At 59.5% G+C, this 23,883-nt stretch carries 25 protein-coding genes; 8 read left to right on the forward strand and 17 right to left on the reverse strand.

The genetic code is table 11. The features are described from left to right. Positions 1–76 precede the first annotated feature (76 nt). From MDG893_RS11340 to MDG893_RS11365, 6 genes are read left to right on the forward strand one after another with little or no spacing between them, the layout of a single operon-like run. Positions 77–1,039 (forward strand): AAA family ATPase, encoded by a 963-nt coding sequence (locus MDG893_RS11340; RefSeq protein ID WP_007153930.1) that lies wholly within the window; start codon positions 77–79, stop codon positions 1,037–1,039. Positions 1,040–1,049: 10 nt separating this feature from the next. Then, on the forward strand, positions 1,050–1,994 hold the full coding sequence (locus MDG893_RS11345; protein ID WP_007153931.1) for a DUF58 domain-containing protein: 945 nt from the start codon (positions 1,050–1,052) through the stop codon (positions 1,992–1,994). A 19-nt stretch (positions 1,995–2,013) separates the two neighbouring features. Next, entirely contained in the window at positions 2,014–2,484 is a 471-nt protein-coding gene (locus MDG893_RS11350) for a DUF4381 domain-containing protein (protein ID WP_007153932.1), read from the forward strand. Next, positions 2,478–3,500 carry a vWA domain-containing protein gene (locus MDG893_RS11355; RefSeq protein WP_007153933.1) on the forward strand — a complete coding sequence of 341 codons (1,023 nt, stop codon included), beginning with the start codon at positions 2,478–2,480 and terminating at the stop codon, positions 3,498–3,500. The genes MDG893_RS11350 and MDG893_RS11355 overlap by 7 nt, the downstream gene beginning before the upstream one ends. Next, on the forward strand, positions 3,493–5,301 hold the full coding sequence (locus tag MDG893_RS11360) for a vWA domain-containing protein (protein ID WP_007153934.1): 1,809 nt from the start codon (positions 3,493–3,495) through the stop codon (positions 5,299–5,301). Before MDG893_RS11355 ends, MDG893_RS11360 begins: the two co-directional genes overlap by 8 nt. Next, positions 5,295–7,046, forward strand: a complete 1,752-nt coding sequence (locus MDG893_RS11365; protein WP_007153935.1) for a BatD family protein — start codon at positions 5,295–5,297, stop codon at positions 7,044–7,046. Before MDG893_RS11360 ends, MDG893_RS11365 begins: the two co-directional genes overlap by 7 nt. A gap of 4 nt (positions 7,047–7,050) precedes the next feature. Here the strand turns inward: MDG893_RS11365 and ccmI are convergent, their stop codons facing one another. From ccmI to ccmA, 9 genes are read right to left on the reverse strand one after another with little or no spacing between them, the layout of a single operon-like run. Then, positions 7,051–8,328 (reverse strand): c-type cytochrome biogenesis protein CcmI, encoded by a 1,278-nt coding sequence (gene ccmI / locus MDG893_RS11370; RefSeq protein WP_007153936.1) that lies wholly within the window; start codon positions 8,326–8,328, stop codon positions 7,051–7,053. A gap of 42 nt (positions 8,329–8,370) precedes the next feature. Then, the gene (locus MDG893_RS11375) at positions 8,371–8,850 is read right to left on the reverse strand and encodes a cytochrome c-type biogenesis protein (RefSeq protein WP_007153937.1); all 480 of its coding nucleotides are present in this window, start codon (positions 8,848–8,850) and stop codon (positions 8,371–8,373) included. Further along, complete coding sequence (locus MDG893_RS11380; protein WP_007153938.1) at positions 8,850–9,386, reverse strand: DsbE family thiol:disulfide interchange protein; 537 nt, start codon at positions 9,384–9,386, stop codon at positions 8,850–8,852. The genes MDG893_RS11375 and MDG893_RS11380 overlap by 1 nt, the downstream gene beginning before the upstream one ends. Next, positions 9,383–11,395: a heme lyase CcmF/NrfE family subunit gene (locus MDG893_RS11385; protein ID WP_007153939.1), complete on the reverse strand. Its 2,013-nt coding sequence runs from the start codon at positions 11,393–11,395 to the stop codon at positions 9,383–9,385. The genes MDG893_RS11380 and MDG893_RS11385 overlap by 4 nt, the downstream gene beginning before the upstream one ends. Positions 11,396–11,433: 38 nt before the next feature. Then, positions 11,434–11,910 carry a cytochrome c maturation protein CcmE gene (gene ccmE / locus MDG893_RS11390; protein ID WP_007153940.1) on the reverse strand — a complete coding sequence of 159 codons (477 nt, stop codon included), beginning with the start codon at positions 11,908–11,910 and terminating at the stop codon, positions 11,434–11,436. Positions 11,911–11,924: 14 nt separating this feature from the next. Next, entirely contained in the window at positions 11,925–12,152 is a 228-nt protein-coding gene (gene ccmD / locus MDG893_RS11395) for a heme exporter protein CcmD (protein WP_007153941.1), read from the reverse strand. A 4-nt stretch (positions 12,153–12,156) separates the two neighbouring features. After that, positions 12,157–12,903 carry a heme ABC transporter permease CcmC gene (gene ccmC, locus MDG893_RS11400; RefSeq protein WP_279625877.1) on the reverse strand — a complete coding sequence of 249 codons (747 nt, stop codon included), beginning with the start codon at positions 12,901–12,903 and terminating at the stop codon, positions 12,157–12,159. An 18-nt stretch (positions 12,904–12,921) separates the two neighbouring features. Next, positions 12,922–13,653: a heme exporter protein CcmB gene (gene ccmB, locus MDG893_RS11405; RefSeq protein ID WP_007153943.1), complete on the reverse strand. Its 732-nt coding sequence runs from the start codon at positions 13,651–13,653 to the stop codon at positions 12,922–12,924. After that, a complete protein-coding gene (ccmA, locus tag MDG893_RS11410) occupies positions 13,637–14,275 on the reverse strand; it encodes a cytochrome c biogenesis heme-transporting ATPase CcmA (protein WP_007153944.1) in 639 nt (212 codons plus the stop codon). The genes ccmB and ccmA overlap by 17 nt, the downstream gene beginning before the upstream one ends. A 133-nt stretch (positions 14,276–14,408) precedes the next feature. Here ccmA and fliK point away from each other — a divergent pair, with 133 nt between their 5' ends. After that, positions 14,409–15,758 (forward strand): flagellar hook-length control protein FliK, encoded by a 1,350-nt coding sequence (gene fliK / locus MDG893_RS11415; protein WP_040474538.1) that lies wholly within the window; start codon positions 14,409–14,411, stop codon positions 15,756–15,758. Next, on the forward strand, positions 15,755–16,057 hold the full coding sequence (locus MDG893_RS11420) for an EscU/YscU/HrcU family type III secretion system export apparatus switch protein (RefSeq protein WP_007153946.1): 303 nt from the start codon (positions 15,755–15,757) through the stop codon (positions 16,055–16,057). Before fliK ends, MDG893_RS11420 begins: the two co-directional genes overlap by 4 nt. Before the next feature lie 17 nt (positions 16,058–16,074). Here MDG893_RS11420 and MDG893_RS11425 read toward each other — a convergent pair whose 3' ends face one another. The 8 genes from MDG893_RS11425 to MDG893_RS11460 form a co-directional block, all read right to left on the reverse strand. Further along, positions 16,075–16,467 (reverse strand): DUF2802 domain-containing protein, encoded by a 393-nt coding sequence (locus MDG893_RS11425; protein WP_007153947.1) that lies wholly within the window; start codon positions 16,465–16,467, stop codon positions 16,075–16,077. Between the two features lie 68 nt (positions 16,468–16,535). Next, on the reverse strand, positions 16,536–17,024 hold the full coding sequence (locus MDG893_RS11430) for a chemotaxis protein CheW (RefSeq protein WP_007153948.1): 489 nt from the start codon (positions 17,022–17,024) through the stop codon (positions 16,536–16,538). Positions 17,025–17,156: 132 nt separating this feature from the next. Continuing rightward, on the reverse strand, positions 17,157–17,945 hold the full coding sequence (locus MDG893_RS11435; protein ID WP_007153949.1) for a chemotaxis protein CheW: 789 nt from the start codon (positions 17,943–17,945) through the stop codon (positions 17,157–17,159). Continuing rightward, a complete protein-coding gene (locus tag MDG893_RS11440) occupies positions 17,938–18,735 on the reverse strand; it encodes a ParA family protein (RefSeq protein ID WP_007153950.1) in 798 nt (265 codons plus the stop codon). The genes MDG893_RS11435 and MDG893_RS11440 overlap by 8 nt, the downstream gene beginning before the upstream one ends. 246 nt (positions 18,736–18,981) lie before the next feature. Further along, complete coding sequence (motD, locus tag MDG893_RS11445; protein WP_007153951.1) at positions 18,982–19,764, reverse strand: flagellar motor protein MotD; 783 nt, start codon at positions 19,762–19,764, stop codon at positions 18,982–18,984. 28 nt (positions 19,765–19,792) lie between these two features. After that, the gene (locus tag MDG893_RS11450) at positions 19,793–20,530 is read right to left on the reverse strand and encodes a flagellar motor protein (protein WP_007153952.1); all 738 of its coding nucleotides are present in this window, start codon (positions 20,528–20,530) and stop codon (positions 19,793–19,795) included. Further along, entirely contained in the window at positions 20,530–21,675 is a 1,146-nt protein-coding gene (locus MDG893_RS11455; protein ID WP_007153953.1) for a protein-glutamate methylesterase/protein-glutamine glutaminase, read from the reverse strand. Before MDG893_RS11455 ends, MDG893_RS11450 begins: the two co-directional genes overlap by 1 nt. 32 nt (positions 21,676–21,707) lie before the next feature. Then, positions 21,708–23,870, reverse strand: a complete 2,163-nt coding sequence (locus MDG893_RS11460) for a chemotaxis protein CheA (RefSeq protein WP_007153954.1) — start codon at positions 23,868–23,870, stop codon at positions 21,708–21,710. Between the last annotated feature and the right edge of the window lie 13 nt (positions 23,871–23,883).

Raw genomic sequence — 23,883 nt, forward strand, 5'->3', positions numbered from 1 at the left:
ATTTTTGCCCCACAGATGCGAAAACTGCGGCATCTACTTACGCGAACCGTCTCTGCAGTAGGAGTGGACACCCCCCATGGCATTACAGCATACGTTTGGAGAGCTCAGGTCTCAGTTAGCAAAAAGGATCATTGGCCAGGAGAAACTGGTGGACCGTTTGCTGATTGCCCTGCTGGCCGATGGCCACCTACTGGTAGAAGGTGCTCCCGGCCTGGCCAAAACTACCGCCATCAAAGCCCTAGCCGACCACCTCGAAGGCGACTTTCACCGCATCCAGTTCACTCCGGACCTGCTGCCATCCGACGTAACCGGCAGTGAGATCTACCGAGCTGAAACCGGACAATTCGAGTTTCAGCATGGCCCGATCTTCCATAACCTGGTGCTGGCCGATGAAATCAACCGGGCGCCGGCCAAGGTACAGTCAGCGCTACTCGAAGCCATGGGCGAACGCCAGGTCAGTGTCGGCATGCGCACCTTCCCACTGGATCGCCTGTTCATGGTGATGGCCACCCAGAACCCCATCGAACAAGAAGGCACCTACCCTCTGCCTGAAGCCCAGCTCGACCGCTTCCTGATGCACGTGGTGATTGACTACCCTTCAGCCGCCGCGGAGAAAGAAATTCTCCATCTTGCGCGCAACGATTACCGCCGTGGGCAGGTGGCCGCTGAAGTCCGCCTGACGGCCGAACAGGTTTTCGAGGCCCGGCACGCGGTTTCCGACATCTACATGTCAGAGCCTGTCGAGCAATACCTGCTGGCACTGGTGCTTGCTACCCGTGACCCGGCATCACTTGACCCGGAACTGGCCCGCTGGACGGCCTTTGGTGCCAGCCCACGCGGCACCATCGCACTGGATCGCTGCGCCAGAGCCATGGCCTGGCTGGAAGGACGGGACTACGTCAGTCCGGATGATGTTCGTAACATTGCCTTCGACGTCCTTCGCCATCGTATTTTGCTGACGTTTGAAGCCGAAGCCGAAGGCCTGACCGCAGATGCGATTATCCAGCGCCTGATAGACCGCGTTCCGGTAACAGCCTGACACCGTGACCATGACGCCCGAAGAGCCAGCAACCCATATTCCCCTTTCCGGCCTCATTCGCCTGCAGGCAGATGCCCGCGCCTTGAAGTTGCCGGCTGCGCGCCCGGTAAGATCCCGGCAGGCCGGCTTACAACGCTCTCCCCGTCGCGGGCGGGGCATGGCCTTTGCTGAAGTACGCCAGTATCAGCCTGGGGACGATATCCGCAGCATCGACTGGCGGGTGACCGCCCGACGGCAATCGCCACACACAAAGCTCTACGAGGAGGAGCGCGAGCGCCCTGTGCTCCTGCTTTGCGACCTGGGACCTTCCCTGTTTTTCGCCAGCACCGGCGCTTACAAACAGGTTCGCGGGGCCCAGATTGCCGGCATCCTGGCCTGGCTTGCCCTTTGGTCTGGCGACCAGGTTGGGGGCATTGTTTTCAATGGCAACGAACTCACCGTGCAACGACCGGCGCGTCGCAAGAAGTCGGTACTGCAATTCCTCGACACGGTGGCAAGACAGCAAAGAAGCACACGCGACTCGAGCGCCGCCGCAGCCTCTGTCGCGGGAAACGCTACCCTGGATACGGCCCTGCGGGAAGCGCGTCGGGTGGCCCACACCGGTAGCCGCATTTTCGTTATCAGTGACTTTCTGACCATTACCACGGAAACGTCGCGGCTACTCGGTTCACTGGCGCGTCACAACACGGTCAGCGCACTGAGAGTCGTTGACCCGCTGGAACTGAAGCTACCTGAAAGCGGTCGTTTCGCCATTGCCGGCGAGGACGGACCGGTGTGGTTTGATAGCAGCAACCCCCGCTTCCAGAGGGCCTATGCGGACAAGGTTCGCCAGCATACGGAAGCCCTTGAGGAGTGCTTTCGAACGGCGGGTGTACAGCCCGCCAGCGTCATGACCGGCGATCAGCCAGCGTTGGCGTTGCAGGCACTGCTTGGCCCCCGAGGCCACATCGGATGACAGGAACCGCAAAGACCCCATGATGGAACAGGACCCACTGAGCCAGCTCAGAGACATTCACCTGCCCCAATCCGGAGGCTTCTGGCCACCGGCGCCCGGTTGGTGGCTGTTAATGGCCATTGCGATTGCGCTGGGCATTCTGGCATTTGTGCTGATCCAGCGAAAACGGCGCAAAAACCGCTGGCTGAAAACCGCCAATACAGAATTGAACCGACTGGAGCAGGCCGCAACACCCAACAGCCAATGGTTCGGCGCGCTGAACGCTCTACTGAAACAAGCCGCGCGTATCCGCTACCCTGAACGCCTCCCGGAATCCCTGTCCGGCGAACCCTGGGTTCGCTTTCTTCTGGAAACCAGCCCGAAAGATCGCATTGCCTCACGCCCGGTGGTGGAAGCCATGGTGAACAGCAGTTGGCAACCGACCCCCGAGTGCCATACCAGTGATGCTGTCGCCTTTGCCCGTGTTTGGCTGGGAGGTCAGAAATGCTGAGCCTTGCGTTTCCATGGGCCCTGTTACTGGCTCTGGTGCCCCTGATTATCCGTTTACGCAAGCGCAGCGCTCAGGCTGTGGAGGCACCGGTTTTCCCGGTCGGGCATTGGTTGTCGGACCTTCCGGGCGTCAGCCGTAGCGGCAGCCACGCCCCCCTTTGGCAGCAACTGGCACTGTTATTGATCTGGCTGTTGTTGGTCGTGGCCCTGGCACGCCCCCAACACGTCGGCGAACAGGTACAGTTGCCAGTCAGCGGCCGTGACCTGCTTCTTGCGGTGGATATTTCCCCGTCAATGGATGAACAGGACATGGTCATCCAGGGCCGCAGCATAAACCGACTACAGGCGGTGAAGCGCGTGCTGGATGACTTTATCCAGCGCCGTGAAGGTGACCGCCTGGGGCTGCTGTTGTTCGGTACAGAGCCCTATATCCAGGCGCCGCTGACCTTTGACCTCGCCACCGTTCGCACGCTGCTGCACGAGGCAGGTATCGGCATGGCCGGGCGGGCCACGGCGATCGGCGACGCCCTTGGTCTGGCGGTCAAGCGCCTTCGTGATCGTCCCCAGGAACAACGCGTGGTGATCCTGCTGACCGATGGCGCCAACACCGCTGGTGAGATCGCGCCAGACAAGGCGGCGGAGATAGCAAAAGCCGCCGGCGTACGCATCTATACCATCGGTATCGGTGCCGAAACCATGGTCCAGCGTGGGCTGCTCGGCTCGCGCCGGGTCAACCCATCCCGCGACCTCGATGAGGGATTACTGACGCGAATTGCCCAACAGACCGGCGGTGAATACTTTCGGGCCCGCAGCCTGCCTGAGCTGGAACTGATCTACGAAAGCATCAACCAGCTCGAACCCATCGAACTGGAAGGCAAGCACTATCGTCCGGTGACTGAACTGTACGTCTGGCCTGCCGGGATTGCGGTCCTGATCTGGCTGCTACTCCAGGGCGCCAGAGTCGCCAGCAACCGGCTTGAAACCAGAAACAACGCACGGGTAGGAAACCATGGCTGATTTTCACTTCCTGCGCCCACTTTGGCTGCTGTTGCTTCTTGTCGCCCTTTTCCTGCCGCTGGTATTCAAACGCGTCCGCCAGAGCGACAGTGGCTGGAGCCGCGTGATACCGCCGCAACTGCTACGCCCACTGATCAGCCAGTCCGGTGCCGCGGGCGATCAAAAACGCTCGCCCGTATTGCCGGTCGTTGCCGCAATTGTGGTGCTTGCCGTTGCCCTTGCCGGCCCGTCGTGGCGCAAGGCACCCACGCCACTGCAACAACAGAATGACAGCCTCGTCATCGTGCTGGACCTGTCGCTGTCAATGCTTGCCACCGATGTAACACCCGACCGCCTGACCGTCGCCAAGCGCAAGATACGCGATATTTTGAAGGCACGGCAGGGCAGCCTGACGGCCCTGGTGGTCTACGCCGCAGACGCGCATGCAGTCACACCGCTGACGGATGACCGCAATACCATCGAGGGCATGCTGGACGTACTCGAACCGGTGATCATGCCCGCTGCCGGAAACCGAACCGATCTCGGCATACAACGTGGCCTCGACCTGTTGGAACAGGGCGCCCCGGGAACAGGAAGACTGTTACTGATTGCAGACAATGTGGACGAGCGTTACTTTCCCCGCATCAACGATACCCTTACGGGCAGCCGGTTCGCGCTCAGCACCCTGACCGTTGGTACTTCAGAGGGCGGCCCAATACCCCTGGCACGCCAGGGATTCATTCGTGATGGCGGCGACATCGTGATTACCCGTGCGGATCCCGCAGGCATGGCGGAACTGGCGAAAAGCAGTGGTGGTGACAGCCATAGCCTGACCATTACAGACGAGGACATCCGCAGCCTGGAGCTTCGCCCCATCGACTCGGACAACTGGCAAGACAGCGAGCGCGACCTGACGGTCAACCGCTGGCAGGATGACGGCTACTGGCTATTGTGGCTGGCCGCGCCACTGGCATTGCTCGGCTGGCGTCGCGGTGCCATGGTGGCGGTACTGGTAACACTTTTGCCCCTCACCCCACGTCCCGCAATGGCCATGGACTGGGACGCCCTTTGGTCCCGGGAGGATCAGCGTGCACCCGCGCTGATCAAAGAAGACCCGGAACGGGCAGCCAGGATTCTCGACAATCCCCAGTGGCGTGGCAGCGCACTCTATCGCTCGGGGGAGTATGAGTCCGCAGCGGGCGCGTTCGCCAGTGAAGACACACCCAGGGCAAGCTACAACCGCGGCAACGCCCTGGCCCGTGCCGGCAAACTGGAGGAAGCCCTCAAGGCCTACGAGAATGTGCTGGCGAAGCAACCTGGGCATGAAGACGCCTTGTTCAACCGTGACTTGGTAAAACAGCTGCTGGAGCAGCAACAGAACCAATCCAGCGGGGACGGCAGTGAATCGTCAGACCAGGAGGGCGATCAACAGCAGCAGGGTAACCAGCAGAACTCACAGAATGGGTCGGATACCCGGAATCAGGGCGGCGACCCGTCGGATCAGGCGGGGCAGAACCAGCCTGACAACCAACAGAATGGACAGCAGAACAACGAGCCACAGGATAGCCAGCAGAACGGCCAAAGCGATGAAGAGGAAAAACAGGCGGAGGGCGATCAACAACGCCAGGAAGGCGACTCTGCTGAGAGCGACGGACAGGCATCCAGGGCACCGGCGGAGCTGGATACTTCCCCACTGACCCAAGGGCAGGAACAATGGCTCCGGCGTGTGCCCGATAACCCGGGCGGCCTGTTGAGGCGCAAATTCCTGCAACAATACCAGGAACGAGAAACACCATCTGACGAGGGCGATACACCATGGTAAGCCGGTTGACCGGTCCGTTTATTCTGATACTGCTGCTTGTCACCATGGCGGGGCCGGCCATGGCAGCCAACGATCTGACCGTCGAACCCGACAGAACCCGCCTTTACGAGGGCGAAGTACTTACCCTGAGCGTCAAGGGCAGTACCAAAATCGATATCAATCTGGGAAACCTGTTCGACTTCGACTTGTCGAGCCTGCCAAAACCGGACATTGAAAAGGTAGAAGACGACTTCGAGATTCTCGCCCGCAACCAGCAATACTCCATCCGCACCGTCAACAATGAGATGGTGGGCGAGATCACATGGACGTACCAGCTCGCGCCCAAAAAAACCGGTGAGCTGACCATTCCGCCCCTGACCTTCCGCGACTCCCGTTCAACCCCCGTCACCATCGAGGTTATCAGCGGCACCCCACCCGACCAGGAGAGCGACGCCCAGAGAGACAGCTTTATCGAGCTGGCCGCAGACAAGGACGAAGTGTACGTTCAGGAACAGCTGGTGCTCACCATCAAGCTGTTTTTCACCGGCAACCTCATTCGCGGCGAGCTCTCCGAACCGGAGCACCCGAATGCCATTGTCGAATCGCTGGGCAAGCAGAGCGAGTACACTCGCTACCGGGACGGTGTTCGATATCGTGTGGTTGAGCGCCGTTACGCACTGTTTCCCCAGAAAGAGGGACAACTCAGCCTGCAGCCCATCCGTTTTGAGGGCCAGGCCCGCAATGAACAGGGCCAATTGAAGTTTCTCCGCGACAGCGCCAACCTGTTTGATATCACCGTCAAAGGTGTGCCAGCTGAATTCAGCGGAGACACCTGGTTGCCCGCCCGCACGCTGGAGCTGGATCAGTCCGGACTGCCACGGAACCAGAATCTGACAGCGGGCCAGAACCTTACCAGGAGCCTCACCATACGGGCGGAGGGCCTGCCTGCCGAATCCCTGCCTCCATTTCCGGAACGGGTGCCCGATGGCATACGGGCCTACCCGGAAAAGCCCGAGCGCACAACCACACCTGGCGCCGAAGGGCTGACCTCGACACTGACCCAGACCACGGCACTGGTACCGGTGCAGCCTGGAAAGTTAACATTGCCCGAAATCCGGATTCCCTGGTGGGATACTGAAAGCGACAGCGAAAAAGTAGCGGTTATTCCAGCACATACACTGGTCGTCGAGGGAATTCCCGGCCAGATCGACTCGGCGCCCAGCAACCCGGAAGGCGGCTCGGAAGCGGTTACGGAGACCAACAATGGCCGGGCATCAGCTGAGCCTGACAATGAGTCCGGTGCCGAATTCTGGCCCATGGCCACCCTGGCCGTTGTGGTAGGATGGCTGATCACATTGGCGGCCTGGTGGTACAGCAGGCGTCGCACCAATGCTGGCAAGGTCGTGGCGAGTCAGGGAGACAACCGGGAAAAGGTGCTATTCCGCGACCTGTGCGAGGCAGCACAGGCGGGATCACCCAAGACGACCGATCTGCTTGTTCGCTGGATGTCTCAACGGCATACGGAGCGCACTTTCCAAAGCGTAACGGACGTGAACCGGTTTCTGGACGACACGGAACTGGCCGCCGAGATCGAACAGCTTCAACAGCGATTATTCGGGACACCCGGTGAATCGGCCACACAAGAGCCCTGGCAGGGAGAACGGCTTGTCGCTGCGCTGATCCGCGTGCGCGGGACCGCCAGTGAATCAGCCACCGGGGATCAGCTACCGCCGCTCTACCCACAGGGCCTGAGCACCAGCCGGTGAACAATTACTGCACCAGCTGGGTGTCAATCAACAGGGTGACAGGCCCGTTTTCGCCTTCACCCACTGGCACCGGCTGATCCACCTCGCCCTGCCAGTCACCTGCTTGTGGCCTGGCGTTGCCAGAGCGCGACAGTCGAGCTTGCAGGCGCACTTCACCCGCCTCCGACAGTTTTGCACCCGCGGACATATTGAAGCGGTCGTCCAACCGGATCTCCATCGGCAGCTGGCCTGCACTCAGCCGTGCCACCGCCAGAGGTGGACCGCCCTGGACGTCCGCCCGACGCGCCAGAACAAACAGGGTGGTGTCGTCAGGAATCTCACCCCGGAATGCTTCCTCTATTTCCACCCGGACGGTTACGCCGGCCCCGGATACCTCTGACGGCTGCTCCTGTGGCATCTCCCGACCCAGGCGCTGGTAGGCCTGCTCAATGCCCTGGCGGATGGACGCAATCTGGGGATGATTGGGCGCCACCGACACGATGCGCTCCCAATACCGGATCGCCTCCTCAAAGTTCTGCTGGCTGAATGCATGGATACCGAGCAAGCCAAGGGAATTGACCTCGTCGGGATTGAGCGACCTGGCCTTTTCAATGGCGTTCGACACTTCCGGGTTGAGATCACCCTCACTCAGGAAAAACGCAGCCTGGGCTGACAATCCCCAGGCGACGGCTTTGCCATTCTCATCGTCCTCAATACTCTCTGCCAGCCGTTCGAAGGCCCAAGCCGCATCCTCATACTGCTCAATGCGCATATAGCTGCGCCCCAGCATGGCCCAGCCCTCTGTGTTCTCCGGATTGTCCTCCAACCGCTCGCGAAGCTGGGAGGTCAGCTTCTGCATCTGGCCCAGGCGATCGCTGTCGGCTGCCATCATTTCCTGCATGGCGCGGAACTGCTCAACGTCGTCCATGGCGCCCCACTGTCCGTACAGGTATACCGCAGCGGCGGGAATAACCGCGAGGCTGGCAATCGCAATAACTACAGCACTTTTCCCGCCCCTGGCCCGGTCCGGTGAATCAATGACGCCACGTTCGGCATCCGGGACATCATCAAGCATGCTGCCGGCCAGTTCTTCCCGGAGTTGTTGATAGCTTTCCTCGTCCAGCGCGCCAGCATCGAACTCGCGATCCAGTTCCGCCATTCGGCTTCGATAGGCCAGCAGGTTCTGGTTGCGCAGGTCCATCTCTGCCCGCCGGCCGGAACGATGCAGGAACAACGGCGCCACCACAAACGCCAGGGCAAGTAAAATTAATACAGCGGCCGTCAGCCAGAAGGTCTGTGTCATAGAACGGTCATTAATCCGGTTGAGAAAGAGTGTTGTTTAAAATCAGGTACGGCTGGAGTCATCGCCATCGAGCATGGCGGATGCCCGTGCACGCTCTTCGTCGGTTAGGGGCGACTCGTTCTGACCGGCCCTGCGGGAGCGGATCACAATCCCCGCCACCACCATCAGGCCACCCAGAACCACAATGGCCGGCGTTGCCCACAGCAGGATGGTGCGGCTATCCACTTCGGGCTTGTAGCGCACGAACTCACCAAAGCGGTCGACCAGCGCTCCGACAATTTCCTCGTTGCTGGCGCCATCAGACATCATCCGGTACACCTCGTCGCGCATGTCCTTGGAAATCGGCGCATTGGAATCGGCGATGTTCTGGTTCTGGCACTTCGGGCAACGCAACTCCGAAATCAGGGTCTGGAACCTCTGCTCCTGCGCCTGCGTATCGAACCCGTATACGTCGCGGGCATCCGCCGCGGATATCGGCGCAATCGCCATCAGCAACAGCCATGCAAACACCGGGCGCCACATCAGATCTTCTCCCTGAACCGGTCGACGATGGGCTTGATGTCCTGCTCCCATACTTTTTCGTTGACCACGCCAACGTGGCGGTAACGCACAATACCATCGGCATCAATGACATAGGTTTCCGGCGCACCATAAACCCCCAGGTCAAACCCGAGGCTGCCACGGGGATCGTAGATCGACACCTGATACGGGTCGCCCAACCGATCCAGCCAGACCAGGGCGTCGTCACGGTTGTCCTTATAGTTAAGGCCAACGATGCGAACACCTTTCTCTTCCGCCAGCCAGACCAGATCACCATGCTCATCCCGGCAGGCCGGGCACCACGTACCCCAGACGTTCAACAGGGACACCTGCCCCTCAAAAACCTCACTGCTTAGTTCGCGGCTCTCGTTGTGGAGATCCGTCAACAAAAACTCGGGCACCGGTTTGCCGATCAGCGCCGACTCCAGCTTGTTGGGGTCCTTGCCGATACCGGCGAACAGGACCACGCCGAGTACCACAGCGAGGATCAACGGCGTGAACAGCAGCAGCCGCTTCATGACACCGCTCCTGCCGGGTCTGCGCCGCGCTCATCACCTGCATTCGGTGCCTTGGCCTTGCCGTTTTCCGCAACCTTGTCGCGAATGCGATAGCGACGATCCGAAATGGCCAGGAAGCCACCGGCAGCCATAAACAGCGCCCCTAGCCACAACCAGCGGACCAGCGGCTTGTATTGAAGCCGTATCGCCCAGGCGTCGTCAGACACCCGCTCACCTATGGCAACAAAAATATCCCGGAACAGGCCGCCGTCAATACCGGCCTCGGTCATGGTGTTGCGCTGAACCATGTACTGGCGCTTCTCGGGATAAAGCGTGGATATCAGGCCGCCATCCGAATCGTAAACCTCAAAACGCCCGTACTCCGCGGTGAAATTCTGTCCCCGTCGGTTGCCAATCTCCGCAAATGCCACCCGATAATCCCCCACCATCGCTGTGTCACCGGGCGACATACGAACATCCCGCTCGATACCGTAATTGGAAGCAACCGTCGCACCGGCCATAGTGATGGCCAGCCCCAGATGCCCGAACACCATGCCGTAGTAACTGCGAGATTGACGCCTGAGGCCGTGGAGGCGCCCCTTCCGCGACCCGGACTTTTCCCAGAGATCCCAAAAGGTGGCCACCGTAATCCACATCGCTGAGAACAGGCCCCCAAACGCCCAGGGCTCGAACGTGCCGTACCCAACCAGCACAGCACTGGTCCCGATCATACTGACAGCCAACGGCCACAGCAGTTTACGGCCCAGCCAGCCGCCGTCGGTTTTCTTCCAGCGGGAGAATATGCCTGCCCCCAACAGCAAGCCGGCGGCAATTCCAAGGGGGCTGAAGGTCAGGTTGAAGAAGGGTTCACCGATGGATAGCCGCCCCATGTCCAGGTAGTCCAGAACCAATGGATAAAGAGTCCCCACCAACACCAACAGGGTTGCGGCAACCAACAACACATTGTTCATCAGCAGGAAGATTTCACGGGACAGGCTGCCGTAACGGGAGCGCACATGCACCACCGGCGCCCTGAACGCGTACAGGGTCAGGCTCGAAACAATCGTAATCGCCAGTAGCGCCAGCAGAAATGTCCCCCGGTCGGGGTCTGAGGCGAAGGCGTGGACAGAGGTCAGCACCCCGGAACGCACCAGGAAGGTTCCCAGCAGGCTCAGGGCGAAGGTAACGATAGCCAACAGCACGGTCCAACTCTTGAATACGCCGCGCTTCTCGGTGACGGCCAGACTGTGCATCAGCGCCGTTCCCGACAACCAGGGCAGCAGCGAGGCGTTCTCGACCGGGTCCCAGAACCACCAGCCGCCCCAACCCAGTTCGTAGTAGGCCCACCAGCTACCCAGGGCAATACCCAGGGAAAGGAAAGCCCAGGCCACCGTGGTCCAGGGGCGAGACCAGCGAGCCCAGGCCGCATCCAGTTTGCCATTGATCAGCGCGGCAATGGCAAAGGCAAAGGCCACGGAGAAGCCCACATACCCCATGTACAACATGGGTGGATGCACAATCAGCCCGAAATCCTGCAACAGCGGGTTCAGGTCGGCGCCATCGGCCGGCACGTTGGGAAGCGTACGATCGAAGGGGTTGGAGGTCATGATGGTAAACAGCAGAAAGCCCACCGTGACCATACCAAGTACCGACAACACCTGGGACACCATCACCGACGGCAGGCGTCGGCTGAACACGGCGACGGCCAGCGTCCAGCCAACGAGCATCAGTACCCAGAGCAACAGTGAGCCTTCATGGCCGCCCCAAACCGCACTGAATTTGTAGTACCAGGGCAACATGCTATTGCTGTTGTTGGCGACATAGGCCACGGAGAAGTCATCGGTCACGAAGGCGTGGGTCAGGAGACCAAAAGCCAGGGCAACGAAAACAAACAGGCCCGCAGACAATGGCCGGGCGAAGGCCAGCAGCTGGTCACGCCCCGTCACCGAGCCCACGAGGGGGACCACGGAAAGGAGCACTGCCAGCAACAGCGCGAGTATCAGTGTGATCTGTCCGAGTTCCGGAAACATCAGGATTCTCCAACTCTCTTAAACGTGGGCGAGCAACGCTAGTAACCGGCGCTGGATTCACCGGTTGCCCCAGGCATGGCAGCCCGCTTGCCGGCGGCCTTTTCCAGGGCTTCGTTCACTTCCGGTGGCATATAGTTCTCATCGTGCTTTGCCAGCACCTGGTCCGCGACAAAACGGCCATTACCGTCCATGCGCCCCATGGCGACAACACCCTGCCCTTCGGCAAACAGGTCCGGCAGGATGCCGGTGTATTCCACCAATACCGATGAGGTAAAGTCCGTTACCTTGAACTCCACTTTCAGGCTTTCCGGATCACGCTGCACAGTCCCTTCTTCCACCATGCCGCCGGCACGGATGCGGACGTCCACCGGCGCTTCGCCAGCGGCAATTTGGCTTGGGTCGTAAAACAGGTTGATATTCTGCCGCAGCGCGTAGGTCGTCAGGGCCACGGCCACCGACACCCCGACAAGGAGAAAAAGGACAATGGTGAGCCGTTTTTTTCGGATCGGGTGCATGTTTGATATACCAGTCAGTCTTGTGAAGATTCAATTCGGGTAAAGCTGGCCGCCGCCGGGCGCTCATCGGCTGACGGAGTGGGAGCCATGCGGCGTCGCTGTTGCGCGATCACGGCCCGCCGCTGACGCAGCGACCACCACGTCATGACTCCCATCAGCAGAAAAAACACCGCATAGCAGGTCCAGACGTACGGGCCGTGGCCATCCATTGCCAGAAAAGCACTAAAAGAGTCGAAGGCCATTGCGTCAGTTCTCCCGTGCCTGAACCAGTTCTTTTACCCAGCGTGTGCGCCCTTCTCGCGCCAGTATGTGGGTCTGCATACGCAGACAGGCGAGCCAGCCAAATATCAGATAAAGCCCTAATACCGAAAGCAACAGGGGCACCCACATTTCCGCGGGCATACTGGGCTTTTCCGTGAGCTTGAATGTCGCGGGCTGGTGCAGAGTATTCCACCACTCCACGGAATACTTGATGATCGGTATATTGACCACCCCTACCAGTACCAGCACGGCAACGGCACGTGCCGAGGATTTCTCGTCAGAGATGGCCGCTCCCAGCGCCATCACCCCAAAATAAAGAAACAGCAGGATCAACATCGAAGTAAGCCGGGCATCCCAGATCCACCAGGTTCCCCAGGTGGGTTTTCCCCACACCGCGCCGGTAAACAGGGCCAGGAAGGTCAGCACTGCCCCAACCGGTGCCACAGCCGTGACGAAGACATCGGCCAGTTTCATACGCCAAACCAGCGTAACCAGCGCCGCAACGGCCATCATGATGTACACCGACTGGGCCAGAAACGCAGACGGTACGTGGATGAAAATAATGCGGTAGCTGTTACCTTGCAGGTAATCCTGTGGCGCAAACACCAACCCCCAGACAATACCGGTCATCAACAGGGCTGCCCCCGCCACAAGCAGCCAGGGCATCAGTGTTGAGGCAATGCCGAAGAACCATTTTGGCGACCCCAGCTTGTGAAAGATTTGCCACATCAGGTTGTTACCTTTTTACCTTTAACTGTTGGACAGACTGATCCTAAGGGCCGCCGCCGATGCGAACGGCGCCAGTGTCAGCGCCAACACCAGAAACGCCCCCATCAACGCGAGCTGTCCACCCACCGGCGCGCTCTCAGACGCAGCCATTACCGTGCCTGTGCCAAAAATCAGCACCGGAATGTACAGCGGAATGATCAGCAGGGACAAGAGCACGCCTGCCGATCTCAATCCGAGGGTCAAGGCCGCTCCAATGGAACCGATCAAGCTGAGGACCGGTGTGCCGATCAGCAGCGTTAGACACAGAATGGCAACAGAGTTCCCCTCGAGGTGCACCATCACCCCCAGAACAGGCGCCAGCATCACCAATGGCAGGCCAGTGAGCACCCAATGGGCCAATGACTTCGCCAGTACCAACAAAAACAGCGGCTGGGGTTGCAGTACCAGTTGTTCAAGCGTGCCGTCATCAAAATCATGACGGTAAAGATGATCCAGTGACAATAACACGGACAGCAAGGCCGCAACCCACAGGATACCGCTACCCGCCTCTCTCAGGAATGAGACTTCGGGGCTAACTCCAAGGGGAAAAAGCGTTACGACCATGACGAAAAACAGTAACGGATTGAGCAGATCCTGGGGCTGACGAAAGGCGGTTTTCAGATCCCGCGAGAATACGGCTTTCATGGCCGACAACGCACTTACCGACTCCTCCGACGTACGAACAGGAAGCTTGGTTTCAGAGGCCATGGTCATGACGCCCCCCCAGGGTAACTCGGTGCATCGAGGGCAGATTAAAATCGTGGTGCGTGGTCACCACAATCGCACCACCACTTGCGACACGCTCCACCAGCAATCGCTCCAAGGCAGCCACACCGTGGATATCAATGGCGGTGAATATCTCATCCAGAATCCACAGGGGTTCATCCGCAACCAGCAACCTGGCGAGCGCCACCCGACGCTGCTGCCCGGCGGACAAATTACGACTGGGTACATTCTGGAAGCCACCCAGGCCAGTGCCTTCCAATGCCTGCCAGAGCACCTTATCGGTAACATACCGACGCCCGGCCATCAGGGTGCGGAGATTTTCCATGGGGGTGAGCAACGGTTTGATACCCGGGCGATGGCCGAGGTAGAGCATATTGCGGAGGAATTCCTCCCGGTAGGTATGACGAGGCCTGCCGCGCCAGAGCATGTCACCACTGTAACTGTCGTTCAATCCGGCAAGAATTCTAAGCAACGTGGTCTTGCCAGAGCCGTTAGGCCCCTCGACACGGGTCAGAGTACCGGGCAGTATGGAGACAGAGAGGTCCCGGAACAGTATCCGGTCATCACGCTCACACTGCAGATTGACAGCCTGTAGTAACGGCTCAGACATCGGGGCCCCAGAGCTGGTGTACACATTACTGACCCGGCGGGTTCAGACGTTCGGAAAGGCAATACTTACCGGCGGGGCGTATTATAGCGAAAGCGCCTCTGGAATACTCTTGTCTGACATCAAATCAGTGGCAATGAAATTACCAAACGGTAACCCTACACCACCACCTAAAACCGAGTCACCGGCGCCGATCGTTCATCGGCCAGCCGGCGGACAACCTTCGGCAGCGCTGGATGCGGCCTCCGCCCGTGTGCAGCTTGACCAGCTCAAGCTTGCCAATCGCGAGGCAACACTCGCTCGGGTGGCAGAAGTGATCAACCGCCAGTCCTCTGCCGGCGCGCAATTGTTGTTGGAGATTCGTGGCCAGTCGCTGACCGTTCAGGCGGCCATTGGCGACACGTCCCTTGAAACCGGTGACTGGGTCAAAGTCATGCGTGCGGGTAATGAACTGCAACTGATGGGTAAGCTGGCCCAGACGCCGGAAACCACGATCTCCCGGGCGCTGGCGCAGCGCCTGCCCTGGCAACAGTCCGTTGATGCCGGCCTTGCCAGAATTCTGACAACGCTGACCGGCGGTGCGAGACCCGACAGCGTTGCGCCCACTGGAACCCCCATCAACAATCCACCACAGCCACTTCCCCAGCCGGTGAGGCAGGCTATTGAACAACTGATATCACGGCTGCCGTCCAGCCAGTCACTGACGCCAGGTGCCGGAACTCAACCCGGTGCGGCCGGCCAGTTGCGGCAGTGGGTCGAGGAAAGCGGGCTGTTCGCCGAATCGCGGCTGGCGAGAGCGCCCCAGGCCGCCCTACCCGATCTCAAGCTGGCTATCGGCCGGGTGATTACCGCCTTGCTCGCACAACAGGGGAGCGGCCCCGACGCCTTCAACCGCTTTACACCGCTGGCAAGTCCGGAACTGGTGCAGGCACCGCTTCAGTTCCCCAATACGTTTCCACCTCCGCCACCACAGGGGTCTGCCGAACCCACGGTTGGGCAAATGCTCAGGCTGCTGGCCGGCATGCTCAATCGTATTACCGTGAATCAGTTACACAGCCAGATACTCTCCACACGGACCACCGCCGAGGCGCCAACACCGGTATCAACCATGCTGCTTGAGCTCCCCTGGCTGAACCCCAACAACGAACCACGGATCGCCCAGTTGCGAATCGAACAGGATCCGGCAGACAGCGGCCAGAAAACCTCTGGCACCCCCCGGGCAACGGAGTGGCGTCTTTCACTGGCCATGGACCTGGACGAAGCCGGGCCTTTGCATTTTGATGTATCACTGCGGCAAGATCAGGTGTCTGCGCAGGTGTGGGCGGAGAAGCAGTCTACGCTGCGTCAGGTGCGGGAAGATCTGCCGCAATTACGAAAGGGCCTTTCGGATATCGGCCTGGATGTGGTGGACCTGGAGTGCCGGCGAGGGACACCAAGGGGTGCAAACACCCGTCTTGAGCACCGGCTGGTGGACACGCGGGTATGAGCAAAGATCATCAGAACACAGATTCACCGGCGGCGGTGGCACTGAAATACGATGGCGAGCGAGCCCCGGTCATTGCGGCGAGCGGTACCCACGAACTGGCGGAGGAAATCATCCGCATTGCCCGTGAGCATAATGTGCCGCTGTACGAAAATCCGGAGCTGGCCAGCATACTGGCGCGACTGGAATTGAACGACGAAATCCCGGAAACACTCTACCGGGTGGTGGCTGAAATTCTTGCCTTTGCCTTCAACCTTCAGGGCCGTACGCCAGAGGACGCCGGACGGCCCCGTGAAGGTTAGACAGATAAACCCTTAGGTCAGGCCGCCTGGCGCTTGCGGAGCGCTGATACCAGTTCGGCTTCCGGCCGTGAAATGCCACAGGTATTCATCAGGTCGTCGATATCCGCCCCCAGGTCCACTAACCTTGAGGCCTCATCGTAGGAAATCCTCAACGGATCGTTCTGGCGCATTTCGTCAAGCATACCGCGCAATTCATGAAGCTGGCGCTCGCAGGTGACCACTCGCTGCCCAACCCCCATACTGCCACTGGCTGTTGCGTGGAGCTCGCGGCCAAGGGTTTCGCAGCGTTCTTTCATTTGCTCCCGAAGTTTTCGGTTTTCACGGCGTAGCATCATACCCTGGGCAAACAGTAGGCACAGGGCAGCGGCTGTCAGGAGCCACGGGGCCAGGGAAGAGATTTCTGCAAACATGATGGACGTCCTCGGTTCGTTGAAACCACGGGGCGTCCATCCAGCCTGCTGTCCGGCCAAAGCCGGCATTACAGTGAGGAGATTTCAGCCCATTCATGGTCTGACAACATCTTGTCGAACTCGACCAATATGATCAGTTCGCCGTTCTTGTTACACACACCCTGGATGAACTTGGCGCTTTCCTCGTTCCCCACGTTGGGCGCGGTCTCGATTTCACTGGCTTTCAGGTACACCACCTCGGCAACCGAATCCACCAGGATACCCATCACCTGGTTCGACGACTCCATTACCACAATGCGTGTCGCGTCAGTGACTTCCGCATCCGCCAGGCCAAAGCGACGGCGGGTGTCGATAACGGTGACCACATTGCCCCGCAGATTGATAATGCCCAGAACATAATCCGGGGCACCTGGAACCGGCGCAATCTCGGTGTATCGCAACACTTCCTGAATCTGCATGACGTCAATGCCATAGGTTTCGTCATCCAGCCTGAAGGTCACGTACTGCAGTACCTGATCATCCTGGGCCTGATTTTGCTGTCCGCTCGGGGATGCCATAGCCTTGTATCTCCTGTTCGGCTGCCCGGCGGGCAGCCTGATCGTCAAAAATTCATCATCAGTGCCCAATACTATAGTTCAGGGCACAAACCGTGCCAGCAGAGCACGGTTTCATTCGGTAACCGGAAATTGCTAGCTCAGGTCGAGGTGGTGTTCCCGCTCAGCCCGGACCAGCAAGTCCGCCATGGTTTTAACATCAATCAGTGCGCACATGTGGTCGATGACCGTACCCGCCAGCCAAGGCCGCTTGCTACGGGCCGTGCGCCAGCGTACTTCATCCGGTTTCAGGGTAAACGACTGCGCGACATCGTCACAGGCCAACCCCCATTCACTGCTATCCAGTCGGATCACGAAGCGATAGTTATCCCGTGCGTCCGCCGGTGCCCGCCCCGCCATAATCCATTCCGCCGTATCCACCACTCTGAGATTACGGTCCCGGTCCGGGCGCATGCCCATATACCAGCGGGGGCTACCGGGGATCGGCTTCACCGGCTCTTCTATTCGATGAATGGCGCCAAGCAGTATCAACGGCACCGCCAGTTGCAGCCCAGCCACCGTGAAGATCAGGCATTCGAACGGTTTGTCTGACCATTCCGGTCGCCCCGGGGGCTCCACCTCAGGAGGCGACGGAATATCGGCGACCTGTTTGTGCTCAACCGGGGGCGACTCCACCTCCGGTGCTTTTTCTGCCACCGGGGCCGGTGTTTCCGGCTTTCGCAACTCAGACTTCGCCTCCGCGACCGGACGGGCCACAACAGGCGCGGGCTTCGGCGCGATGCGAGTGCGTTCACGAGCCACCGGTTTTGGCGGTTCCGGTTCCTCACGCAGGGCACTATCCGTCGCCGTATGCAGCAGTTCGTCCAGATAGCTGGCGATGGCGGAGCTAGGGTCCGCCACCTGTGTCATTTTTTTGTCAGCCATGCCGGCGCTCCGCCACCGAGCGTGTTATTTCCTGTAGATCACTCAGCAGACGGGCATATCCCCGAACACCATGGGTTTCAGCATCCATGGATGATGGCGTAATACCGGCCTGGCTGGCATCGCGGAACTTGGTGTCCACTGGAATGGCGAAGCGCCATAGCGTATCGCTGTGGGTCTTCCGTAACTGGTTAAGACTTTTCACCGATGCTTGAGTACGCCGATCAAAAAGCGTTGGCACAATGGTGTAGGAAAGCTGGTTCTTCTGGGAGCGCATGATCATTGTGAGCGTGTGTAGCATCCGCTCGAGGCCCTTGATAGCGAGAAACTCGGTCTGAACCGGAATGATCAGGTGTTGTGCAGCGGCAAGCGCGTTCACCATCAGCACGCCCAGCGAGGGCGTATTGTCCAGCAGGACGTAGTCGAAATCGTCCCACAACTGGGTCAGAGCCCGGGATACAATCAGCCCCATGCCCTCAACACCGACCATTCTCCGCTCAAGAGTTGCCAGCGCTGTGCTGGCCGGCAACAGGGATAGCCCCGGACAGCTGGTTTCGGTAATCAACTGGGCCGGCAGACCATCCGGCACTTTGCCCTGATGCTGGAACAGGTCGAACACACTGTGGGCGATGGTATCCGGGTCGTATCCAAACCAACTGGTCAATGAGCCATGGGGGTCCAGGTCGACCACCAGCACTCGCTTACCATTCTCGGCCAGCAGGCCACCCAAGGCGACAACCGATGTGGTTTTGCCCACACCGCCCTTTTGATTGGCTACTGCCCAGATGCGCACGCTGTGCACTCCATATCCATCACCAAGTTCATCGCCAACCTCGTCACCACACTGATTCTCCAGAAATACCCGTTCCGGAAACGTCGCACGTACACCGTGTTATCGGCCACGATCCGTTCAACTTGAAAACAATCCGGCAAGAGCTTGCCGGGGTCTAAAGATGTACAGACGTTAATACAGATATTGTGCCAACTCGCCTATAGGCACCTTCCGCCATGACTGCGCAACGTGATGATAGGAAAGGTGTTATCGCATCGCTCCACGGATACTGGCATCGCGGGAGATCAGCAGGACCACGCGGCGATTGCGACGGCGGCCTTCCTCGGTGTCGTTGCGGGCCACCGGCTGATGCTCACCGTAACCCACGGCGGCCAGCCGCTCGGCCTCAACCCCCTCCATCGACAACATGCGCACAACCGCCGCTGACCGCGCGGCGGAAAGCTCCCAGTTGGAAGGAAAGGCACTGGTGTTGATCGGGCGGTTATCCGTGAAGCCCTCCACCCGGATAGCGTTATCCCGGTTGCGGAGTACAGCGGCAATTTTCTCCACCACATCGAAAGCATCGTAATGGGGCTCGGCATCCCCGCTGCCGAAGAGCAGGCTGTTGCGGAGACTCAGCTCCAACCACTCATCGCTGGTTTCCAGGGTTACCACCCCCTGATTGATCAGTTCGTCAAATTCCAAAGCCAACTGGTCCGCCATGGCGCGCAGCGCCTCGGTGCGCCCTTCTGCATTCATGGAGGGGTTCTGCGGAGCTTCAGTCACCGGCGGATTAATCACGTCCTCCGCAGCCTGCGGCGTCGAACGTCGGGACTGGTCACCCACTTCGATAGGCTGAAAGGAGCGCTGAGGGGCATTGAAGACGCCTGTCAGAGTTTCGGACAGCACCTTGTACTTGCCCTCGTTCACCGATGACACGGAATACATCACGACGAAGAAAGCGAACAACAAGGTGATGAAGTCGGCGTAGGAAATCAGCCAGCGTTCCTTGTTGTGAAGATCGTCATCCTGCCGCCTGCGTCGTCTCATCAGCTTACCCCTGGCGCTGGTGCCGACACTACAGGAAGCCCCGTAGGCGCAGCTCAATGGATTTAGGGTTCTCGCCATCGGCAATGGCGATGATGCCGTCAATCATCATGTCTTCATAACGGGTGCGTTCCCGCAGAATGCCACGTAACTTGTTGGCAACCGGGAAGAACAGCAGGTTGGCCAGAGCCACACCGTAGATGGTAGCCACGAATGCGGTAGCGATACCGCTGCCAAGTGATTGGGGGTCTTCGAGGTTGGTCATCACCTGAATCAGCCCCATCACCGCGCCAATGATACCAATGGTGGGCGAATAGCCACCCATGGCCTCGAACACCCGGGCAGATTCCAGATCCCGCTGTTCACGGGACTCCAGGTCCACCTCCATGATGCTTCGGATGGTTTCTGTCTCGGCGCCGTCCACCAGCAGTTGCAGCCCTTTCCGGGCAAAGCGTTCAGATTCTTTCTCTGCCAACCCTTCCAAACCCAGCAACCCCTGCTTACGAGCCTTGACGCTCCAGTCAATGACCTTGCCGATACCATCTTCCAGGCTGATGTAGGGTGGAAAGAACACCCAGCGCACCTGGGAAAAAGCCCGCTTTAACAGTGGCCAGGAGGTCTGAAGGATAGTGGCTGCGAGCGTACCACCAATGACGATCAGCGCAGCCGGGCCGTTGAACAGCGAACTGATGGCGCCGCCTTCCAACAGGTTTCCACCGAGAATCGCCACAAAGGCCAGAATGACGCCCAGCAGGCTGAGAATGTCCATCAGCTCACCCCATCTGCCAGGCGGGTACCAATGTCATCGAGCGCGAGGATTTCATCGGACAACCCGGCCTTGGCAACGGCCATGGGCATCCCGTAGATCACCGACGTCTTTTCGTCCTGGGACCAGATATCGGAGCCTGACTGCTTCATCAGGCGACAACCTTCCTTTCCATCCGAGCCCATGCCCGTGAGGATCAGGCCCAGGGTCTTGCCGGGAAAACTCCGGGCCAGAGAGCCGAACGTCACATCCACACAGGGCTTGTAGTTAAGCCGGTCATCTCCGGGAAGAATTCTGACCCTGCCTTGACCGCCCCGGTTTTCAATCATCATCTGCTTGCCCCCGGGGGCAAGCAACGCCAGGCCCGGCTTCAACATGTCGCCGTCTTCAGCCTGGCGCACCTCAATCTGGCATAGCTTGTTCAGCCGTTCGGCAAACGCCGGGGTAAAACTGGCCGGCATATGCTGCACGAGAACCACGGGCGCGGGGAACCCGGCCGGCAACGCCGTCAGTACACGTTGGAGAGCTACCGGGCCGCCGGTGGACGTGCCGATGGCAACCACACTGTAGTGCTTCGCCGGCCCGCGGCGAATCGGACGACGGGCCGGGGCTTCAGATTCAGGGGCGCTAGGGCGAAAAGGTCTGCCCGGCACCGCCGGCCGCTCGGGCACGCTGCGCCTGGCCGGTGCTGAGCTGCGGGACGAAGGCGGCGGTGCCTTGGGAGGCGGCGCCGACGGTTTTGCACCGGGGCGGCTGCCAGCGACATCCAGTACGCGCTCAATGAGTATTTTTTGAAGTTGACTGGAATCCCGGGCAATTTCCTCAAAGTTCTTGGGCAGGAAATCAACGGCACCTGCCTCAAGAGCATCCAGGGTCACCCGGGCACCCTCGTAGGTGAGGGAGGAGAACATCAATACCGGCGCCGGATGTCGCTTCATGATCTCACGGACGGCGCTAATACCGTCCATGACGGGCATCTCGTAGTCCATGGTGATGACGTCGGGCTTCAGCTTTTCAGCCAGCTCGACGCCTTCGCGCCCATTGGTAGCCACGCCAACCACCTTGATCTGACCGGAAGCGGTCAGGATTTCCGTCAGTCGCTTGCGGAAAAAACCTGAATCATCAACGACCAGGACAGAAACCGTCATCCATTTCTCCTAAACCTGGGCCTGCCGCAATGTTATTTGCCGTAGTTCTGCAGCAGGCTCGGAACATCAATTATGAGTGCAATACGACCGTCGCCAGTGATGGTTGCACCCGCCATACCCGGCGTTCCCTGCAGGGCCCGGCCCAGGGGTTTGATCACCACCTCTTCCTGCCCAATCAGCTGATCAACCACGAAGCCGACACGCCGCGTCCCCATCGCCACGATAACCACGTGGGCATTTTCTGGCTCCGGCTGCCCAGCCGCGCCTTTAACCAGCCATCGCTTGATGTGGAACAACGGGAAAACTTTGTCTCGAACCACGATGCATTCGCGGCCGTCCACTATGTTCTTCTTGCTGAGGTCCAGATGGAAAATTTCGACCACGTTCACCAGTGGCAGCGCGAAGGATTGGTCGCCAAGCATGATCATCAGAGTGGGCATGATAGCCAGGGTCAACGGCACCTTGATGACGATGCGCGACCCTTTGCCCAGCTCCGACTCCACGCTCAATTGCCCGTTGAGCTGGCTGATCTTGGTTTTCACCACGTCCATACCAACGCCACGACCGGACACATCGGATATCTGCTCCTTGGTGGAGAACCCGGCGGCAAAAATCAGGTTGTAGCACTCGGTGTTGGTCAGTCGATCGGCTGCATCCTGTTCGTAGATGCCCTTCTCGACCGCTTTGCGGCGCAGCACATCCGGATCCATGCCGGCACCGTCGTCTTCGATGGACAACAAGATATGGTCCCCTTCCTGCTCGGCAGACAAAGTGACACGACCCTGGCGAGGCTTGCCCGCCTTTTCTCGAACATCGGGCGCCTCGATACCGTGATCAACCGAGTTGCGAACAAGATGGACCAGAGGATCGGACAGCGCCTCTACCAGGTTTTTGTCCAGGTCGGTTTCTTCGCCATGCATTTCAAGGTTGATTTCTTTTTTCAGGCTTCGAGCCAGATCGCGAACCACCCGCGGGAAACGACCAAACACTTTCTTGATGGGCTGCATTCGCGTTGCCATCACCGCGGACTGGAGGTCGGTGGTCACAACGTCCAGGTTAGAGACGGCTTTGTGCATATGCTCGTCTTCACTCTGGGCGCCCAGACGCTGCAATCGGTTACGCACCAGCACCAGTTCACCCACCATGTTCATGATGTCGTCCAGGCGCTTTGTGTCCACCCGTACCGACGTTTCGGCCACGGGTGCATTCGCGTCCCGTGCCGGCATCGCGGGCGTTACGCCTGCCTTGCCATTTTCCGCTGGCGCTTTTTCGGGCTTACCGGCCGGCTGGGGGGATTTGTCAGTCTTGGCATCCACTGATTTGGCCGCAGGCTGCTTCGCAGCAGGCGGAGGGGTAGACTTGGCAGTTTCCGCGGTGGGGCTGCCACCCTTGCCGTGTAGGTCGTCCAGCAGTTTTTCGAACTCGTCGTCCGAAATCAGATCGTCCCCACCCTTGCTGTCACTGGCTTCATCTCCAGCGACTTTGGCGGCCGAGGTATCCTGACTGTCAGGGGCTGCCTTGCCGGATTCAGGCGGGCCCGAAAACTGGCCTTTGCCATGCAATTGGTCCAGCAGTGCCTCGAATTCATCATCGGAGATGTCGTCTCCGCTTCCTCCATCACCGCTTGAAGATTCATTGGCGTCGCCACTGGAATCCGGGGCGCTGCTCTTTTCCTCTTCCAGGGCATCCAGCAAACGCTCGAATTCGTCGTCGGTAATATCACCGCCATCGTCTCCGGAACCGGCTTCGTCGCTCCCGTTCTGTTCTTCGCTGGCGACCGCTGCGTTTGCTGGCGCCGGCTCCCCTGCCGGCTGTGCCAGCGCGTCCAGGGCGGCGATCAGTTCCTCTGGAGCTGGCGTCGGTTCCTCGTGGTGACGAACCTGCTCGAACATGGCGTTGACGTGGTCCAGGGCTTCCAGCACCACGTCCATCAACTCGGAATCCACCTTGCGCTTGTGGTTACGCAAGATATCGAAGACGTTTTCCGCAGAATGGCAGCAGTTCACCAGGGCGTCGAGCTGCAGGAACCCCGCACCGCCCTTTACGGTGTGAAAGCCCCGGAAGATGGCGTTGAGCAGATCACTGTCGTCCGGGTTTTGTTCCAGGTCGACCAGTTGCTCCGACAGCTTTTCGAGTATCTCGCCTGCTTCAACAAGGAAGTCCTGCAGGATCTCTTCATCGGCATCAAGCGCCATGCGTTACCCTCTC

Origin of the sequence: Marinobacter algicola DG893 (assembly GCF_000170835.1) — a bacterium.
GTDB classification, from domain to species: domain Bacteria; phylum Pseudomonadota; class Gammaproteobacteria; order Pseudomonadales; family Oleiphilaceae; genus Marinobacter; species Marinobacter algicola.

What these genes read in the sequence shown, in the direction of transcription:
- MDG893_RS11355 (WP_007153933.1), top strand. Translation starts at nt 2,478, where the DNA reads ATGCTGAGCCTTGCGTTTCCATGGGCCCTGTTACTGGCTCTGGTGCCC.
- fliK (WP_040474538.1), top strand. Translation starts at nt 14,409, where the DNA reads ATGAAATTACCAAACGGTAACCCTACACCACCACCTAAAACCGAGTCA.
- MDG893_RS11420 (WP_007153946.1), top strand. Translation starts at nt 15,755, where the DNA reads ATGAGCAAAGATCATCAGAACACAGATTCACCGGCGGCGGTGGCACTG.
- MDG893_RS11460 (WP_007153954.1), bottom strand. Translation starts at nt 23,870, where the DNA reads ATGGCGCTTGATGCCGATGAAGAGATCCTGCAGGACTTCCTTGTTGAA.
- MDG893_RS11385 (WP_007153939.1), bottom strand. Translation starts at nt 11,395, where the DNA reads ATGTTTCCGGAACTCGGACAGATCACACTGATACTCGCGCTGTTGCTG.
- ccmI (WP_007153936.1), bottom strand. Translation starts at nt 8,328, where the DNA reads ATGACACAGACCTTCTGGCTGACGGCCGCTGTATTAATTTTACTTGCC.
- ccmD (WP_007153941.1), bottom strand. Translation starts at nt 12,152, where the DNA reads ATGGCCTTCGACTCTTTTAGTGCTTTTCTGGCAATGGATGGCCACGGC.
- ccmA (WP_007153944.1), bottom strand. Translation starts at nt 14,275, where the DNA reads ATGTCTGAGCCGTTACTACAGGCTGTCAATCTGCAGTGTGAGCGTGAT.
- MDG893_RS11350 (WP_007153932.1), top strand. Translation starts at nt 2,014, where the DNA reads ATGATGGAACAGGACCCACTGAGCCAGCTCAGAGACATTCACCTGCCC.
- MDG893_RS11360 (WP_007153934.1), top strand. Translation starts at nt 3,493, where the DNA reads ATGGCTGATTTTCACTTCCTGCGCCCACTTTGGCTGCTGTTGCTTCTT.
- ccmB (WP_007153943.1), bottom strand. Translation starts at nt 13,653, where the DNA reads ATGACCATGGCCTCTGAAACCAAGCTTCCTGTTCGTACGTCGGAGGAG.
- MDG893_RS11380 (WP_007153938.1), bottom strand. Translation starts at nt 9,386, where the DNA reads ATGAAGCGGCTGCTGCTGTTCACGCCGTTGATCCTCGCTGTGGTACTC.
- MDG893_RS11430 (WP_007153948.1), bottom strand. Translation starts at nt 17,024, where the DNA reads ATGGCATCCCCGAGCGGACAGCAAAATCAGGCCCAGGATGATCAGGTA.
- MDG893_RS11425 (WP_007153947.1), bottom strand. Translation starts at nt 16,467, where the DNA reads ATGTTTGCAGAAATCTCTTCCCTGGCCCCGTGGCTCCTGACAGCCGCT.
- MDG893_RS11450 (WP_007153952.1), bottom strand. Translation starts at nt 20,530, where the DNA reads ATGGACATTCTCAGCCTGCTGGGCGTCATTCTGGCCTTTGTGGCGATT.
- MDG893_RS11340 (WP_007153930.1), top strand. Translation starts at nt 77, where the DNA reads ATGGCATTACAGCATACGTTTGGAGAGCTCAGGTCTCAGTTAGCAAAA.
- MDG893_RS11345 (WP_007153931.1), top strand. Translation starts at nt 1,050, where the DNA reads ATGACGCCCGAAGAGCCAGCAACCCATATTCCCCTTTCCGGCCTCATT.
- MDG893_RS11365 (WP_007153935.1), top strand. Translation starts at nt 5,295, where the DNA reads ATGGTAAGCCGGTTGACCGGTCCGTTTATTCTGATACTGCTGCTTGTC.
- ccmE (WP_007153940.1), bottom strand. Translation starts at nt 11,910, where the DNA reads ATGCACCCGATCCGAAAAAAACGGCTCACCATTGTCCTTTTTCTCCTT.
- MDG893_RS11455 (WP_007153953.1), bottom strand. Translation starts at nt 21,675, where the DNA reads ATGACGGTTTCTGTCCTGGTCGTTGATGATTCAGGTTTTTTCCGCAAG.
- MDG893_RS11375 (WP_007153937.1), bottom strand. Translation starts at nt 8,850, where the DNA reads ATGTGGCGCCCGGTGTTTGCATGGCTGTTGCTGATGGCGATTGCGCCG.
- MDG893_RS11435 (WP_007153949.1), bottom strand. Translation starts at nt 17,945, where the DNA reads ATGGCTGACAAAAAAATGACACAGGTGGCGGACCCTAGCTCCGCCATC.
- motD (WP_007153951.1), bottom strand. Translation starts at nt 19,764, where the DNA reads ATGAGACGACGCAGGCGGCAGGATGACGATCTTCACAACAAGGAACGC.